General features: G+C 42.8%; 11 protein-coding genes and 2 tRNA genes. 11 read left to right on the forward strand and 2 right to left on the reverse strand.

The annotated features are described in order from the left end of the window. Positions 1-210 precede the first annotated feature (210 nt). The 10 genes from HMPREF2983_RS04670 (at position 211) to HMPREF2983_RS04720 (ending at position 12,377) form a co-directional block, all read left to right on the forward strand. On the forward strand, positions 211-1,167 hold the full coding sequence (locus tag HMPREF2983_RS04670; RefSeq protein WP_004371244.1) for a M23 family metallopeptidase: 957 nt from the start codon (positions 211-213) through the stop codon (positions 1,165-1,167). A 474-nt stretch (positions 1,168-1,641) separates the two neighbouring features. Next, positions 1,642-2,517, forward strand: a complete 876-nt coding sequence (locus tag HMPREF2983_RS04680) for a CvfB family protein (RefSeq protein ID WP_070667143.1) — start codon at positions 1,642-1,644, stop codon at positions 2,515-2,517. A 169-nt stretch (positions 2,518-2,686) separates the two neighbouring features. Beyond that, positions 2,687-4,171, forward strand: a complete 1,485-nt coding sequence (guaB, locus tag HMPREF2983_RS04685) for an IMP dehydrogenase (protein WP_004372066.1) — start codon at positions 2,687-2,689, stop codon at positions 4,169-4,171. 9 nt (positions 4,172-4,180) lie between these two features. Further along, positions 4,181-5,614: a peptidylprolyl isomerase gene (locus HMPREF2983_RS04690; protein WP_070667144.1), complete on the forward strand. Its 1,434-nt coding sequence runs from the start codon at positions 4,181-4,183 to the stop codon at positions 5,612-5,614. A gap of 32 nt (positions 5,615-5,646) precedes the next feature. After that, positions 5,647-7,089 carry a peptidylprolyl isomerase gene (locus tag HMPREF2983_RS04695; RefSeq protein ID WP_070667146.1) on the forward strand — a complete coding sequence of 481 codons (1,443 nt, stop codon included), beginning with the start codon at positions 5,647-5,649 and terminating at the stop codon, positions 7,087-7,089. Between the two features lie 3 nt (positions 7,090-7,092). After that, on the forward strand, positions 7,093-8,748 hold the full coding sequence (locus HMPREF2983_RS04700) for an OstA-like protein (RefSeq protein WP_070667148.1): 1,656 nt from the start codon (positions 7,093-7,095) through the stop codon (positions 8,746-8,748). Then, on the forward strand, positions 8,745-9,032 hold the full coding sequence (locus tag HMPREF2983_RS04705; protein ID WP_070667151.1) for a hypothetical protein: 288 nt from the start codon (positions 8,745-8,747) through the stop codon (positions 9,030-9,032). The genes HMPREF2983_RS04700 and HMPREF2983_RS04705 overlap by 4 nt, the downstream gene beginning before the upstream one ends. A gap of 6 nt (positions 9,033-9,038) precedes the next feature. After that, complete coding sequence (gene mutL / locus HMPREF2983_RS04710) at positions 9,039-10,874, forward strand: DNA mismatch repair endonuclease MutL (protein ID WP_070667153.1); 1,836 nt, start codon at positions 9,039-9,041, stop codon at positions 10,872-10,874. Between the two features lie 110 nt (positions 10,875-10,984). Next, positions 10,985-12,154 carry an OmpA family protein gene (locus HMPREF2983_RS04715; protein WP_070667155.1) on the forward strand — a complete coding sequence of 390 codons (1,170 nt, stop codon included), beginning with the start codon at positions 10,985-10,987 and terminating at the stop codon, positions 12,152-12,154. A 148-nt stretch (positions 12,155-12,302) separates the two neighbouring features. Then, positions 12,303-12,377: transfer RNA gene (locus HMPREF2983_RS04720), tRNA-Val, on the forward strand. Positions 12,378-13,218: 841 nt separating this feature from the next. Here the strand turns inward: HMPREF2983_RS04720 and HMPREF2983_RS04725 are convergent. Then, positions 13,219-13,293: transfer RNA gene (locus HMPREF2983_RS04725), tRNA-Val, on the reverse strand. Between the two features lie 549 nt (positions 13,294-13,842). Here HMPREF2983_RS04725 and HMPREF2983_RS04730 point away from each other — a divergent pair. Continuing rightward, complete coding sequence (locus HMPREF2983_RS04730; RefSeq protein ID WP_070667157.1) at positions 13,843-15,444, forward strand: beta-N-acetylhexosaminidase; 1,602 nt, start codon at positions 13,843-13,845, stop codon at positions 15,442-15,444. 168 nt (positions 15,445-15,612) lie between these two features. On the opposite strand, the gene HMPREF2983_RS04735 is transcribed toward HMPREF2983_RS04730, so the two are convergent. Further along, the gene (locus HMPREF2983_RS04735; RefSeq protein ID WP_083316682.1) at positions 15,613-16,785 is read right to left on the reverse strand and encodes an OmpA family protein; all 1,173 of its coding nucleotides are present in this window, start codon (positions 16,783-16,785) and stop codon (positions 15,613-15,615) included. Positions 16,786-16,920: the final 135 nt, after the last annotated feature.

Raw genomic sequence — 16,920 nt, forward strand, 5'->3', positions numbered from 1 at the left:
TAAACAGATAGATTACATCGTGTTCTGTCATTAAAATAATACCATTAAAATGTAACAAAATACGTTAACAGACATACATTGTGATGCTTTTTTTCATATCTTTGTAACGCTTTTGACTACAAATGGTGGACTTTTATCCATTCATTGTTTGATGATTTTGGATTGTTTCATTAATCAATCTGAATTTTATTCGAACCTAAGAACCAAATTATGAGTTTAAGAAAAAGAATTAGAAGATTTACAATAGCATTATTGTTTGCATTGACAGTTTTACCTACTTCTGTGCAAGCTCAAGACCTCTTAGCACGTCAAGCACCTGTTGATCGCAAGATGAAAGCCGTAGATACACTCGTACTTCGCAGCATTATCGAACGCGAACAGGAACAATCTCCGGCAGCAAGTCTCTATAATGACTGGGACAATCGCTATGCACATCGTCGCACAGAGATGCCCGACACCTTCAAGATTGACCTCCGTCACTTCTGCATGCCTACCAACAGCCGCGTCGTTACGAGTAATTTCGGCAGTCGATGGGGGCGTCAACACAAGGGATTAGATATCAAAGTTTATATCGGCGACACTATCCGTGCGGCTTTCAGTGGTAAGGTTCGCATCGTAAGATATGAGGCTGGAGGCTACGGAAAATATATTGTTATCCGCCATCCAAATGGACTTGAGACCATCTATGGACACCTTTCAGAACAGCTTGTCACTGAAAATCAAGTCGTACGTGCAGGCGAAATCATCGGTTTAGGCGGTAATACGGGCCGGAGTACTGGCTCACATCTCCACTTCGAAACCCGTCTCTGTGGTGTTGCACTCAATCCCGCACTGATGTTTGACTTCCGTAATCAGGATGTTACGGGCGACTACTTTATCTATAATGTCAATACTTACGATGAACTTTCTGCCGAAGCAACACGTCTGAGAGGCAAGATTGGAAACGGCGGTTACACGCGTGATCTTGTTCAGAATGGCGAACTTGGCAGCTACAAGAATAAGCAATCGGCTGACAACGGAGACCTTCTCTATCATAAAGTCAAGGCTGGCGAAACCCTTGCTTCCATTGCCAAGATGCGTGGTGTGACGGTTGAGAAGATCTGTAGTCTCAACCATTTGAGCGCTACTTCACGCGTTCGCCCGGGCATGATCCTACGATATTCCTAAAGAAAGCACCCACTCGGAGGGGCTTATAGCAATTTCTCGTCGAGTGTGGTTGCAATAATGACAGTTTCATATAGCATCTTCACGTTCTCCTCATGTTGCCCATGGAAAGAGAACTGCTAAGATTTTCCTCGGTTATTTCAGCCAAATCGTGACAACAACAGAACTTGCTTTGTCATTCTTTTGATAGATACTGAAAAGAAAGATAAAGCATGTGGTATGTTGATTGTGTTAATATTACTATTCTTTTTAAGACTCACTCAGAATTTAGTGTGGATAGTTCTTGTTATTTCCAAAGTTTTTATATCTTTGGGATATACAAAACCATGTACTTTTTCAGTTGGTGTCAGCTGTCTTGTTCCCAAGAAGTTAGATCTTGGATGGCAATTTCTGAATTTTGATTTTCAAAGTTCTGCCAAAATGATTGACAATCAAAGGGAAATGATTATCTTTGTGGAAAATAAATAAAAAGAGATTATGACAAACGAAATAAGATTGGGCGAGTATAATCTTTTGCGTGTAAAGGAAGTGGCAAGACGCGAAGGTTTCGGCGAGATTTTTGGGCTTTACATGGATGGTGGGCGTGAGGGAGAAATACTGATGCCCCAGAAATATGTTCCCGAAGGCGCCAAGCCGGGCGATGAGATTATGTGTTTTGTCTATTTGGACCAGGAGGAACGCCCCATTGCTACAACGGAGAAGCCATTGGCTAAAGTGGGAGATTTTGCGTATTTAGAATGCTCCTGGGTCAATGAATATGGTGCTTTTCTGAACTGGGGGCTGACGAAAGATCTTTTCTGTCCATTCCGTGAACAAAAGAAACGCATGGAAATTGGTGACCATTATGTGGTGTATGTGCATATTGATGAAGAGAGTTATCGCATTGTAGCCAGTGCGAAAGTGGAGCGTTTCTTGAAAGATGATGCAGCAAATGCAAGACTGAAGCGTAATCAAGAAGTGGATATCCTCATTTGGCAAAAGACGGATTTGGGATTTAAAGCTATCGTTAATAACCAGTATCCGGGGCTTATTTATGAAAATCAGATATATAAGTATGTACATACGGGTGACCGCATGAAAGCCTATGTCAGCAATGTGCGTCCCGACGGAAAGCTTGATCTGACCCTGCAACCTGTAGGAATGGCAGCAGCGGAAGACTTCTCTGCCGTGCTGCTGCAATATCTTAAAAATAATAATGGCTATTGTGTTTTAGGCGATAAGAGTAGCCCGGAGGATATCAAACATCAGTTTCAAGTGAGCAAGAAGGTTTTCAAAAAAGCGCTTGGAGACCTGTATAAAAACCGTTTGGTGAGGATAGCAGAAGATGGTATCTATCTAAACGCCGAAATCTGACCTTTGATTTGGCATGTGAAAGCAGATTTAAGACGAAATAAAGACTGTACTTTGGCATCGCTTTTACCACGTTAAATAGCTTTAATGTGATTTAGAAATATATGAAAACAGTGGTAAATATGGAAAAATATTGCTATATTTGCACGCAATAAATTTTAAAAGTTACAATATGTCATCATTTGTTGCAGATAAAATTGTAATGGACGGTCTTACCTTTGATGACGTCCTCTTAATTCCTGCTTACTCAGAAGTACTACCTAAAGAGGTAGAGTTGAAAACCAAGTTCACACGTAACATCACTTTGAATGTTCCTTTTGTGACTGCAGCCATGGATACAGTCACCGAGGCATCAATGGCTATCGCCATCGCCCGTGAAGGTGGTATAGGCGTTATCCACAAGAATATGTCGATAGAAGAACAGGCACATCAGGTGGCAATTGTAAAGCGTGCTGAGAACGGAATGATTTATGATCCTGTGACAATTCGTCGTGGAAGTACGGTTAAGGATGCTCTTGAGTTGATGCATGATTACCACATTGGTGGTATTCCTGTAGTAGATGACGATAATAAACTCGTAGGTATCGTGACCAATCGCGACTTGCGTTTTGAGCGTCGTATGGATAAAAAAATTGACGAAGTGATGACAAAAGAGAATCTTGTGACTACGCATCAGCAGACTGATTTGGTTGCTGCGGCACAGATTCTTCAGGAAAACAAGATAGAAAAATTGCCCGTTGTAGACAAGAACAATCGTCTTGTGGGCTTGATTACCTATAAGGATATTACCAAGGCTAAAGATAAACCAATGGCCTGCAAGGATGAAAAAGGTCGTCTGCGTGTGGCTGCCGGCGTCGGTGTTACTACAGATACAATGGATCGTGCAAAAGCTTTGGTTGAGGCAGGTGTTGATGCTATCGTCATTGATACGGCTCACGGACATTCCAAGGGCGTAGTTGAAAAGCTGAAACAAGTAAAGAAAGCTTTCCCACAGTTGGATGTTATTGTAGGTAATGTGGCTACAGGTGAGGCTGCTAAATACCTTGTTGACAATGGTGCTGATGCTGTAAAAGTAGGCATTGGCCCTGGTTCTATCTGTACGACACGTGTGGTTGCCGGTGTAGGTGTGCCTCAATTGAGTGCAGTCTACGATGTTTATTCGGCGTTGCAAGGTACGGGTGTTCCATTGATTGCTGATGGTGGTCTGCGTTATTCAGGTGACATTGTGAAGGCTTTAGCTGCCGGTGGCAGTTGCGTTATGATTGGATCGCTCGTTGCCGGAACCGAAGAAAGCCCAGGTGAAACCATTATTTTCAATGGCCGTAAGTTCAAGAGCTATCGTGGTATGGGCTCTCTTGAGGCCATGGAACAGAAAAATGGCTCGCGTGATCGCTATTTCCAGAATGATGTCCGCGATGTAAAGAAGCTCGTTCCAGAAGGTATTGCCGGTCGTGTTCCTTACAAGGGAACCGTTCAGGAAGTAATTTATCAGCTCACGGGTGGCCTGCGTTCGGGCATGGGATACTGTGGAGCGCCTTCTATAGAGAGGCTGCATGATGCTAAATTTACACGTATCACCAATGCCGGAGTCATGGAAAGCCATCCCCATGATATCGCAATCACGAGCGAGGCTCCGAACTATTCTCGTCCAGAATAAGTTGTATATATGCAGAAAAGGAAATCTGTTATCATATCATTGGCCATGCTTCTTTGCGGAAGCATGGCTTTTAGTCAGTCAAATGACCCTGTTGTCATGACGGTAAATGGCAAGCCTGTGTTGCGCTCGGAATTTGAATACGCTTACAGGAAGAATAATTCTGCTGGCGTTATTGACCGTAAGAGCGTGGCAGAATATGCCGAACTTTTTATTGATTACAAGTTGAAAGTGGAGGCTGCTCTTGCTGCCCAACTTGACACTCTGACTTCTTTTCAAGAGGAATTTGCAGGTTGTCGTGATCAGCAAATACGTCCGTCACTGATTAATGATGCTGATATAGAGGCCGAAGCACGTCGCATTTACACATTAACTCAACATCAAGTTGATTCGTTGGGTGGCATGGTGAAAGTGCGTCATATCTTGCTGGAACTCGGACAACGTGCACCAAAAAGCACGGAAACAGAAGTGAAACAGCGGATAGACTCCATTTATAAGGCTTTGAAAGCTGGGGCTGATTTCAGTGAAATGGCAAGGAAATATTCTGATGACAAAGGCTCTGCATCGGCAGGAGGCAGTCTGCCTTGGTTGCAGCCTGGACAGACTTTACCCGAGTTTGAGGCCCAGGCTTACAGATTGAAGAAAGGCGAAATGAGTCTGCCTTTCCTTTCTCCTGCAGGTTATCACATTATATTATTAGAGGACAAAAGTAATTTCCTCCCTTACGATTCATTACGGAATGATATACTGTGCTTTATAGATCAGCGCAATCTTCGCGACAAGCTGATTGATGACCGACTGAATGAAAGAGCGCAGGCTGCGCATACAACACCTGCTGCTATTTTGGAGAAGCAGCGTATGGAGTTGGAAAAGAATGACCCTTCACTGAAGTATCTCATTCAGGAATATCATGACGGCTTACTGCTTTTTGAAATCAGTAATCGTACGATTTGGGAAAAAGCGGCACGTGATGAGGCTGGACTTATAGACTATTTTAATCACAATAAAAAGAAATATAGATGGCCATCTCCGCGTTATAAAGGTGTCATCTTCCATGTAAAGGAGGTTAGTGACGTGAAGAAAGTGACTAAAGCTCTGAAAAAAGCCGACTTTGAAAAGTGGGGCAGTATACTTGAAAAGCAGTTCAATCAGAATGGAGAAATCCGTGTAAAAGCCGAAAAAGGAATCTTTAAACAAGGAGATAACGCTTGGATAGACAGTGAAATTTTCAAACATGGTGTCCCCCCTGCACCATTAAAAGACTACCACTTTAGTGGTGTCTGTGGTAAAAAACTAAAGGCACCCAAGACGATGTCAGATGTAAGGAAGCAGGTGTTATCTGATTATCAAGAGGCAATGGAACGGCAATGGATAAAGGAATTGCGTGCCAAATATCCTGTCAGTATCAATCAAAATGTACTGAAAACAATCAAGGAGCTATATTGATGGTGTAGAAACTATAAAGAAAATATAATAAAATGAATAAAGGATATAAACTTTTCGGTAGCTTCATAGGCATGCTGCTTCTGATAGGTATTACAGCAAAAGCCAATAAAACGGCAGGCTATATGACTGATAAAAAGGACTCTGTGCAAACAAAGTCTATGGATGTCAGCGTGCCTGAACATAGTGTTATTGACGAAGTTGTTTGGGTTGTTGGTGATGAACCGATTATGAAATCTGATGTTGAGCAGATGCGTTTGCAAGGTGAGATGGAAGGAATGAAGTGGGGAGGAAATCCTGATTGTCGCATTCCCGAACAGATAGCAGTGCAAAAACTCTTCCTACATCAAGCAGCACTTGACTCTATTGAAGTGACGGAGTCGGATATTGCACAGACCGTTGAGCAGCAGATTAACTATTGGATCAATTCGGTTGGGTCGCGAGAGAAACTTGAAGAATATCAAGGAAAGAGTCTTAGTCAAATCCGTTCTGATCTGCACGATGATGTCAAGAACAGTAAGATGATACAGCAGATGAAGCGGAAGATTATGAGTGATGTTACCGTGACACCTGCTGATGTACGGCGGTATTTTAAGAATCTGCCGGAAGATAGTATCCCCTTTGTGCCTACAGAGGTTGAAGTTGAAATTCTTGTAAAGAAGCCTCGCATCCCACAGAGCGAGATAAATCGTGTTAAAGACCAGTTGCGTAGTTTCACTGATCGCGTCACAAAGGGTGAGACTTCGTTTAGTACGCTGGCCCGACTATACTCTGAAGATCCCGGATCTGCACGTCAGGGTGGCGAGATGGATTATGCAGGTCGTGGTACTCTTGATCCTGCATTTGCCAGCGTAGCCTTTAATCTTACTGATCCGAAGAAGATTTCTAAGATTGTAGAATCAGAGTTCGGATATCATATTATCCAATTGGTTGATAAACGAGGTGACAAGGTGAAGGTTCGTCACATCCTTTTGAAGCCCAAGGTTTCTGCGGAGGATTTGAACAAGGCTTTGGGCAGACTTGACTCTATTGCGACTGATATCAAAGATGGAAAGTTTACTTTTGAAGCCGCCTGCTCTTATCTTTCAGAAGACAAGGATACGCGCAACAACCATGGATTGATGGCCTATACAGATAACCAGACAGGTAAGATTACATCGCGTTTTCAGATGAAAGACTTGCCAACTGAAGTTGCAAGCGTTGTTAATACAATGAAGGTGGGTGAGATTTCTGCCCCATTTAAGATGGTGGATCATCGTGGAAAGACTGTGGCTGCTATCATCAAATTAATTAATAGAATTGATGGACATCGTGCCAAGATAACCGAGGACTTCCAGACAATGCAGGAGGTTGTGATGCAGAAAGAGAGTGAAAAGAAACTGCATGATTGGGTGGTTAATAAGATAAAGAATACCTATGTACGCATGAACGACCGCTATAAAGGTTGTGATTTTGAATATCAAGGCTGGATAAGATAACGAATGAATTTTAGTGGTATCATACGATATATCTGCGGGCATAGAACTATCATAGTGGTAGTTCTATGTCTGTTTGAACTATGTTTGGTATCAAGAAGCATTGCAGGTACAGGCAAGAAAGCAGATGAAAAGGTTTATCTTGTCCATGCAGATGAGCTGCGTTACGACCAATATGGGCCTGTTCCTGATGCCCAGATAGTGAAGGGACGTGTTCATTTTACGCACAAGGGGTCGAGCCTGTGGTGTGACAGTGCTTACTTCTATCAGCAATCCAACTCGGTGAAAGCTTTCGGACATGTACGCTATGTGCAGGGAAAAGATGTCTCACTGAAAGCAGATCGAGCCGCTTATGATGGTATACGGCAATTGTTGGAGGCTCGAAATAATGTTGTTCTTACCCATGGTAACAAGACACTCTACACGGATAGCCTTGATTACGACCGTTTTAATGATTATGCTTACTTCTTTGAGGGAGGTCGATTAGTCGATGGAAAGGATCGCTTGGTGTCTGATTGGGGCGACTATAACCTCAAGACTCGGGAAGCTACCTTTTGGTATAATGTGAAGATGCGCAGTGGTGATCGCACCGTGACGACAGATGAATTGCACTATGATACGCAGAAATCTCTGGCCCATGTCATCGGGCCAAGTAAGATTATTCAGAATGGAAGTGTCATCAATACATCGGATGGTTACTTTGATAGCAAGTCTGATCGTGCAGAAATGTATGGTCGCTCAACTGTTGTCGACAAGGATAAAGAAATCACAGGTGACAGTCTTTTCTATAACAAACGCACGGGATTGGCACGCGGTTTGGGCAATGTCGTCTATGTTGACAAGCGCAACAGGAACCAATTAACAGGCCAACGGCTCATCTACAACGAGAAGACCGGCTATGGTTTTGCTACAGGGCATGCCTTGGTTAAAGACTATTCACAGGAGGATACGCTTTATATGCACGCTGATTCCATGAAAGTTTACACCTTTAATATAAATACAGACTCAATGTATCGAAAGGTACATTGTTTCAATCATGTAAAGGTTTATCGTCAGGATATCCAAGCCATTTGCGACTCATTGGTATTTAACAGTCAGGACTCTTGCATGACGATGTATCGTGACCCGATTGCCTGGACTGGCACTCGACAAATCCTTGGTGAGATTATCAAAGTTTACATGAACGATAGCACAGTGCGAGAAGCTCATGTTATCAACCAGGCTTTGAGCGTGGAGCGAATTCCTGGGGAGAAGTATTTCAATCAACTGTCGTCCAAAGAGATATCCGGTTACTTCATTAAAGGTAAGATACGGCGTGTCTTTGCATCTGGAAATGCAAAGGCAATCTTCTATCCTATCGACGATAAAGACTCTACTTTGCAGGGCCATATCTATATAGAGACTGACACAATCAAGATGTTTATCTCTCCGGAAAGGAAACTTGAGAAGATATGGACACCAAAAAATACGGGTGTTATGTTGCCGATGACGCAGATTCCTGCCGAGAAACTCAAACTGCCTGAGTTTGCCTGGTTTGAAGAGTTGCGTCCTACAGATCCGGAAGATGTGTTCCATTGGCGTGGAAAGGATGAGGGGAGTGCACTTAAAGTGATAAAACGTCACGAGGCTCCATTGCAGAAAATTAATCCTGTCTCACGATGAGTCTGTTTCGACAACCACGTCCACGGCGTTTCCATCATGAATATATTTATGTGGATGAACGCAAGGAACGGCTGAAGCAGATAGAGCAAAAGGCCCGTGAAGAATTGGGTATGACATCCCATAAAGCTTTGGATCGTGAAAAAATCCATCAAGCTTTTCTGGAAGCGATGCCTCATACCAAGCGTAAGAGACAGCGCCGAGGCGTAGCTTTCCCCTTATTGCAATTGGTGCTACTGATGCTTTTATTGGTGTTATTCTGTTTAATATTGATTTTTATTTTATAGCTGTTTATGAGCGATATTATACAACTCCTGCCCGATTCTGTGGCCAATCAGATTGCAGCCGGTGAGGTCATACAGCGTCCGGCATCTGTCGTCAAGGAATTGGTTGAGAATGCTGTCGATGCAGGGGCAAAGAACATACAAGTGCAGGTCATTGATGCAGGTAAGACTTCTATACAGGTTATTGATGACGGGAAAGGCATGTCGGAAACCGATGCGCGCCTGTCTTTTGAACGTCATGCCACTTCAAAAATCCGAAAGGCTGACGACCTGTTCGCTCTCCGCACGATGGGATTTCGTGGTGAGGCTTTGGCTTCAATAGCTGCTGTGGCACAGGTTGAACTGAAAACCCGACAGGAGAAAGATGAGATTGGAACGCATCTGTCGATTGCAGGAAGCCGTTTTGTAGAACAAGAACCTTGTTCTTGTTCGGTAGGTTGTAGCTTTTTCATAAATAGTTTGTTTTATAATGTGCCTGCACGAAGGAAGTTTCTGAAGTCCAATTCCACTGAATTGAATAACATCATCACGGCTTTTGAACGCATTGCTTTGGTCTATCCTGATATATCCTTTTCACTTCACAGCAATGGTACAGAACTGTTCAACCTCAAGGCAGGTGTACTTCGTCAGCGTATCATAGATATTTTTGGCAAACGTCTTAATCAGGAACTGCTTTCTGTGAATGTAGATACGACGATGTGTCGCATCAATGGTTTCGTAGGCAAACCGCAATCAGCGCGCAAGAAAGGGGCTCATCAATACTTGTTTGTTAATGGGCGCTATATGAAACATCCTTATTTCAATAAGGCTGTGACGGCCGCTTTCGAACGGTTAGTGCCTGCCGGTGAGCAAGTTCCTTATTTTCTTTATTTCGAAGTGGCTCCCGAAGATATTGATGTTAATATTCATCCCACGAAAACCGAGATTAAATTCGAGAACGAAGTCCCTATATGGCAGATACTCTCTGCTGCTGTCAAGGAGGCTGTCGGCATGTTCAATGATATTCCTTCGATAGACTTTGATACTGAAGGACGACCTGACATTCCGGTTTATAATCCCGGTGAAAGTGTAACAGCTCCTACGCTGAAATATAATCCCGACTATAATCCTTTCCACTCTTCCGCAGGTTCTTCGCGTTCTTCCTCTACTTCCAACCGTTGGGATGAACTATATCAGGCAGCACAGCATCAGCCAAGTCAGGAGACAGAACTCTTTTCTTCGAAGATGACATCGCCCGAAACGACAGATGAACCCCAATCTGCAGAGAATGTCATTGCCGAAAAATCACCGGCTCACTATCAGTATAAGGGGCGCTATATCATGACAGCTGTGAAGTCTGGACTGATGATTATCGATCAGCATCGGGCACATGTGCGCATCCTTTTCGATCGTTATCAGGAACAGCTGAAGTGCCGGGAAGCTGCTTCACAGAAGGTTCTGTTCCCGGAGAATGTTCATTTCTCAGCTTCAGAAGAGGTTACGCTGACGAAGATAATGCCGGAATTGCAGGGCCTGGGCTTTGATTTTAATGCGATGGGTGGCTCAAGTTATGCTGTACAGGCAATCCCTGCAGGGCTTGAAGGACTTGATTTCTCAAGTCTTCTGCATGACATGATTGCTTCTGCACAAGAGAAACCCACTGCTATCCGAGATGAAATCAGCAGTGCTTTGGCTTTGACAATGGCCCGAAAAGCTGCAATCCCTCAAGGACAGGTGCTGAATAATGATGAAATGGAAAACATCTTCAACATGCTTTTCGCCTCATCGAATCCCAATTATACGCCTGATGGGAAAAACATCCTCTGTATCTTGAAACAGAACGAAATAGAACATTTGTTGAATTAAAACATGTTAAAAAAGACAATTGAAAGAAAATAATCACTATCTTTGCATACCAACATGAAAAGGAGTTATGCAATTCAGATAGCAAAATATTAATATTAATTTTATTTATTATGAGAAAATTATTGATGGGTCTTGCTTTGTTTAGCATGTCTATGACTGCTTTTGCACAGGAAGCAGACCCAACATTAAAGTACAGTGTGGCTACTAATTCGTTTTGGAGCAACTGGTTTATTCAAGTAGGTGGTGACTATAACATCTGGTATTCCAACCAAGAGCATGGCCGTCATCTTGACAATGGCGGTGATTACAACTTCTTGAGTAAGCAGCGTCGCACTTTCGGAGCTTCTGTTGCTATTGGTAAATGGTTCACTCCAGGCATTGGTCTTCGCACGAAACTGCAAGGTTTCAATTCCAAGAAAATTGGTACTGTAGGCGTGACTTCACAGCATTTCTGGAGCTTGAATGAGCATATCATGTTCAATTTAAGCAATCTTTTCTTAGGTTACAACCCTAATCGGGTGTGGAACCTTACCCCATTCGTCGGTGGTGGTGTTGCCCGAAACATGTCAATTAATCTCTATGCCATGCAGTTAAGTGCCGGTATTAACTCTTCCTGGAGACTTTGCCGTAATCTTGATATCTATGCAGAAGCAGGCTGGAATCGTATGGAAGATGATTTCGATGGCTTTGAGGGTGCTGCATTGCTTAATACTCACAATGGTCGTGGTTGGGAGGATAAGGACAATCACCTCTATGCAGAGGTTGGTCTGACCTTCAAGCTTGGTAAGGCTACTTGGAACAAGACTCCTGATGTAGCTGCTATCAAGGCACTGTCTCAGTCACAGATTGATGCCCTCAATTCACAGCTCAATGATGCCAATGCTGAGAACGACAAGCTTCGCAAGCAGCTTGCAGAGAAGCCAAAGACAACCGTGCTGACAAAGAGTGTCAAAGAATTCATCACAACGCCAATCTCTGTATTCTTCAATATCGGTAAGATTAATGTAGCGTTGCTGAAAGACCTCGTAAACGTTCGTGCACTTGCTAAGTATGCCATTGCCAACAAGTCTAATATCCTCGTTACGGGTTATGCTGACTCCTCAACAGGTACTCCTGCCATCAACCAGAGACTTTCAGAGCAGCGTGCAAACACAGTTCTTGAAGAACTTGTCAAGATGGGTGTAGACCGTTCTAAGATTAGAACTGCTGCAAGTGGAGGTGTTCAGATACTCGAATATCCTGATTACGACCGTCGTGCAACAGTTCAGATTGTAGACTAAGTTCATATCATATACAAGAATACTCTGTAGCGTTCTTGATAATACAAGGGCAGCCTTAACCAATTATCGGGTTGAGGCTGTTTTTTTATCCTTTTATTTGCACGTGTCAGATAAATTGACTACTTTTGTAATCGCCTTACAGCAGTAAGGGCGTTTAGCTCAGCTGGTTTAGAGCATCTGCCTTACAAGCAGAGGGTCGGCGGTTCGAATCCGTCAACGCCCACAAGGGGTGTTTCCCTGTAGTCTTTCGGGATTGCAGGGATTTTTTTTGCTTTTATTCTCTTTAATCTTTGGATTTTCTCTCTGTTTATTGTTGATTTGGAGGGCTTAAGGAACTGAAATGAACTGTTTCTCCTGGCTTTAATTCGTAAGAATTTCGTTATGCGAGGGTCGTATTTCTAATATTGTAGCGATGAATAACATTTTTCATGCTGTCTTTTCTGTTGCAATTAGTGAGCGATATGCCTTGTAAACGAGAAATAGGTTAAATCTTATCAAGGAACTTTACAATTGTCCTCAAATGCTTAACGAATTCAAAAACAGATTTATCCTCGTTCGAAATACGCACGGTATTCAGTGAGTTTGCAATGTGTTGGCAATCAAAACATTACGGAGATCAAGGCATGTTATGAGGTGAAATTACGCCGAAAAACCATGTCATTTGCGTCAAATCAGCACATAACTTGCTTTATTTTATCCCGCAATCTGATGCAGATAACACGGTGATTAGCGTCAGATTGCAGCATAGGATGATAAGAAGTGAGGGCATCGAAGCTATAAAATGGCTTCGCGCAATCGCTGGAGTGGTTTTGCAGATGCACAGAAAGCGCGTTTTCAGTTCTATTTGGTGCGGCCGAAAAGTGTTAAAAACGAGATATTAATTTTACAAAAGTCATCTTTCAAATTCCTCTGTATTGCTCTCTAAAATGAGAGTCAAAGCAGCTTGTATAGTTATTGTTTAACCTCCATTCCATTTCATTTTGTCTTTCAGTAAAGCTTCGGTGATATCACAAGGCTATAAAAAATAAAAAGAGGCTTGAACCAAATCAAACCTCTTTCTCTTGTGGGCGTTGACGGATTCGAACCGCCGACCCTCTGCTTGTAAGGCAGATGCTCTAAACCAGCTGAGCTAAACGCCCTTACTTTTGTAAAGCGATTGCAAAGGTAAATATAATCTGTGAAAGAGCCAAATAAACGCTATTATATTTTATCTTTTTTAAGAAAAGAACCCATTCTAACTTATCTTGATTTTCACCTTGAAGCTCTCTGTTTTTCTCTATCCATGCTCCTCGATTCCCGTTCCTTTCAGTTTGAGGAGTAATATAAAGCCTGTGACTGACGATTTATTTTCACCATGTATCGAATTATCATGGAAATTGTGATTTCATTGATAAGTTGTTGATATCCAACTGCCTATACCCTGTGTCTGATTTGCTGTCAGTAGCTTGCCTGAACAGACTCTTATCTTAAAATGTTGAAAATGAAAATTCCAAGGATTGTTTGCTGATATCTATGAGAATGTCCCCCTTAGCATTCACTCATTTAGTTAAAAAACACAAAATATATCAGTGAGTTTATGAAATAAGAAGATGTTTCCCGTTTTATATATAATAGGGCATGGCATGGTTTTCGAAACTGTAATGGACTTTGTCTTGCCGATGATTAACCGATAATCCAATCCTAAAAATATGAAAAAGAGTATTATTTTGAGTTTGCTTCTCATGTCGGTCATCACGCTTCATGCACAGCGAGCCGATTATTCTGTGGTTCCTATGCCACAGCAAATTCATCTAACGGGCAAATCTATGTTCAGACTTAGTGCTTCAACTCGCATTGTTTATCCCGAAGCCAACGAGGAAATGGAGCGCAATGCACATTTCCTTCAAGACTATATTCATGAACTTACAGGTATTCGTCCTGTGCTTTCTACAAATGTTTCACAGTCAGGAGGTGATGTTATCCGACTCGTGATTGGGGGCGACATAAAGCATGGTGAAGGTTATACGCTTTCTGTGAGTCAGAAGGGTGTTGTCATAAAGGGGCGTACGGCAGCAGGTGTTTTCTATGGAATTCAGACATTTCGCAAGGCTTTGCCTGTGGGAAAGACAGCTTTTGTAGGCCTTCCTGCGGTGGAAATCATCGATGCTCCGCGCTTTACTTATCGAGGAATGATGCTTGATTGCGGTCGTCATTTCTTCCCGGTTAAGTTTATCAAGGAAGTCATTGACCTTATGGCCATGCACAATATGAACCGCTTTCACTGGCATCTCACGGAAGATCAGGGTTGGCGTATTGAGATTAAGAAGTATCCTTTGCTGACAGCTGTTGGCAGTAATCGCCCGGAAACCGTAATCGGACGCAATAGTTCGGTTTGTGATGGTACGCCTTATGGCGGATATTACACGCAGGATGAGGCGCGGGAAATCGTGGAGTATGCCCGTCAGCGCCATGTGGTTGTCGTCCCAGAGATAGATATGCCGGGGCACCAATTGGCTGCATTGGCTTCTATACCGACTTTAGGTTGCACAGGAGGTCCTTATCAAGTGGGTACAAGGTGGGGTGTATTTGATGATATTCTCTGCCTTGGCAATGAACAGACCTATCAGTTTTGCGAGGACGTTCTGACTGAATTAATGGATATCTTCCCTTCAGAAATCATTCATATCGGTGGAGATGAGGCACCAACGATACGTGTGGCAAATTGTGAAAAGTGTCAGAAACTCATGCAACGTGAGCATTTGACGCCTAAAACCATACAGGGATACTTCACGAACAGAATAGAAAAATTCATCAATTCCAAAGGCCGTTGCATCATGGGATGGGACGAAATTCTTGGTGGAAACATTCATCAAAGCGCGACAATCCATTGTTGGCGTGATCCCGTTTATGGCATTAGGGCAGCTCAGAAGGGACATGATGTCATCATGTCGCCGTCAAAATACTGTTATTTCAATCGCAATCAAGCCAATCCCAAGACGAGCAATGAATCGTTTTCCAATGACCTTTATCTTCCTTTGGATAGCGTGTATAATATGGTTATAGTGCCCAATGATATCTCATTTGAAAACCGTAAGCATATCATTGGTGTTGAAGCGTGCCTCTGGACGGAATATATTGCAGTGCCAAATCATGCTGAATACATGATGCTTCCACGCATGGCAGCGCTTGCAGAGAATGCCTGGTGCCAGCAAAAAGACTCCTATTCTGCTTTCATTCCACGTCTTTCTCGCCTGAAATCACTCTATGATGCCTGTCATTTACATTACGGAAAGCATTGCTGGGAGAAATGATTGTTTTTCTTTATGCTTGATATCATCTTGCTTGTGGGGATGAATGATATCATGCATGTTCCTCAACTGTGATAAAAGAAAATAGCCTCGGCCAAAGAATTCGGTCGAGGCTATTGTATATTTAGAGAGAAACTATGATGAGTTCCCTATCTGATACGTGTTAAACGCTTATTCAACAATCTGAACAGTAGCACGGCGATCGTAGCTTGGATACTCCAATATCTTGACACCACCACCTGCTGCTACACTGATGTTAGAGCGATTTACGCCCATCTTGACAAGCTCATCAACAAGTCTCTTCGCACGAGCTTCAGAGAGTCTCTGGTTGATAGCAGGCGTACCTGTTGCCGAGTCAGCATAACCGGTGACGAGCATACGGCTGTTGTTCTCAACTGCATATTTTGCAAGTGCACGTACATTGACGAGGTCTTTGAGTCGGGCAAGTTCGGTTCTGTTAATGTTGAAGAATACAGAAATAGGCATAGCAATGAATTCTTTGATGCTCTTAGTCTGCACATCATCTTTCGGAGCCTGAGCAAGCTCATTGCGGAGTCTGTCTCCTTCGGCCTTAGCATTCTTGATTTTATTATTCAAATCATCAATCTGCGATTGCGACATAGACTTCAATGCATCAACATCCGGGGTCTTGTTCCAACCGGATTTGCCGAGTTTGAAAGTCAATCCGACTTCTGCATAGAGGTTATTGTCCTTGTCTTCCCAGCCATATCCATGGTGTTTTGCTCTTTGATTATAGCCTTCATAGCCATCGAAATCCTCTTCCATACGGTTCCATCCTACTTCAGCATAGAGGTCGAGAAGGCGACTTAGCTTCCAAGAAGAGTTGACACCTACACTCAATTGCATGGCATAGAGGCTGATAGACTCATTACGAGTGACACCACCACCAATGAAAGGTGTAACATTCCATACACGGTCTGGATTGTAACCGCAGAGCAGATTGCTCATGTTGAACAGGAGATGTTCGTTCAAAGTCCAATAGTCCAACTTAGATACGCCTACCATACCGACTTTCTTGGCCTTTCCCAATTGTAATTTTGTACGTAGACCGAAGCCTGGAGAGAACCACTTTCCTACAGCTACAGAGGCTCCAAACGTACGGCGTTGTTTCGCAAATAGACCATAATGATCGCCGTTGTCAAGCCCAAGGCCATGTTCTTGATTAGAATACCAAGCATTGTAATCACCACCAACTTGAACAAACCAATTGCTCCAAAACGAATTAGTAGCTACACTGTACTTCTGTACTGGAACAGTCTCCTGTGCTAAAGTGGTCATTGTAAGACTAACAAAAGCAAGGACTGTCATCAATCTTTTCATCATATGAATAATAATTTTATTAAATGTCACCTAAATTTGTTATAATAAAAATAACTCTCATTTGTGTTAGTTGGGTTCAAAGTTACTATTTTTTTTATTACGAAAGCCTTAATTCCGCAACACTATTATAAATTAAAC

Source organism: Prevotella sp. HMSC077E09, from assembly GCF_001814685.1.
In the GTDB taxonomy this organism is placed as follows: domain Bacteria; phylum Bacteroidota; class Bacteroidia; order Bacteroidales; family Bacteroidaceae; genus Prevotella; species Prevotella oris.

Excerpts from the sequence above, each read along its gene's own strand:
- HMPREF2983_RS04670 (WP_004371244.1), top strand. The coding sequence starts at position 211 with ATGAGTTTAAGAAAAAGAATTAGAAGATTTACAATAGCATTATTGTTT.
- HMPREF2983_RS04680 (WP_070667143.1), top strand. The coding sequence starts at position 1,642 with ATGACAAACGAAATAAGATTGGGCGAGTATAATCTTTTGCGTGTAAAG.
- guaB (WP_004372066.1), top strand. The coding sequence starts at position 2,687 with ATGTCATCATTTGTTGCAGATAAAATTGTAATGGACGGTCTTACCTTT.
- HMPREF2983_RS04690 (WP_070667144.1), top strand. The coding sequence starts at position 4,181 with ATGCAGAAAAGGAAATCTGTTATCATATCATTGGCCATGCTTCTTTGC.
- HMPREF2983_RS04695 (WP_070667146.1), top strand. The coding sequence starts at position 5,647 with ATGAATAAAGGATATAAACTTTTCGGTAGCTTCATAGGCATGCTGCTT.
- HMPREF2983_RS04700 (WP_070667148.1), top strand. The coding sequence starts at position 7,093 with ATGAATTTTAGTGGTATCATACGATATATCTGCGGGCATAGAACTATC.
- HMPREF2983_RS04705 (WP_070667151.1), top strand. The coding sequence starts at position 8,745 with ATGAGTCTGTTTCGACAACCACGTCCACGGCGTTTCCATCATGAATAT.
- mutL (WP_070667153.1), top strand. The coding sequence starts at position 9,039 with ATGAGCGATATTATACAACTCCTGCCCGATTCTGTGGCCAATCAGATT.
- HMPREF2983_RS04715 (WP_070667155.1), top strand. The coding sequence starts at position 10,985 with ATGAGAAAATTATTGATGGGTCTTGCTTTGTTTAGCATGTCTATGACT.
- HMPREF2983_RS04730 (WP_070667157.1), top strand. The coding sequence starts at position 13,843 with ATGAAAAAGAGTATTATTTTGAGTTTGCTTCTCATGTCGGTCATCACG.
- HMPREF2983_RS04735 (WP_083316682.1), bottom strand. The coding sequence starts at position 16,785 with ATGATGAAAAGATTGATGACAGTCCTTGCTTTTGTTAGTCTTACAATG.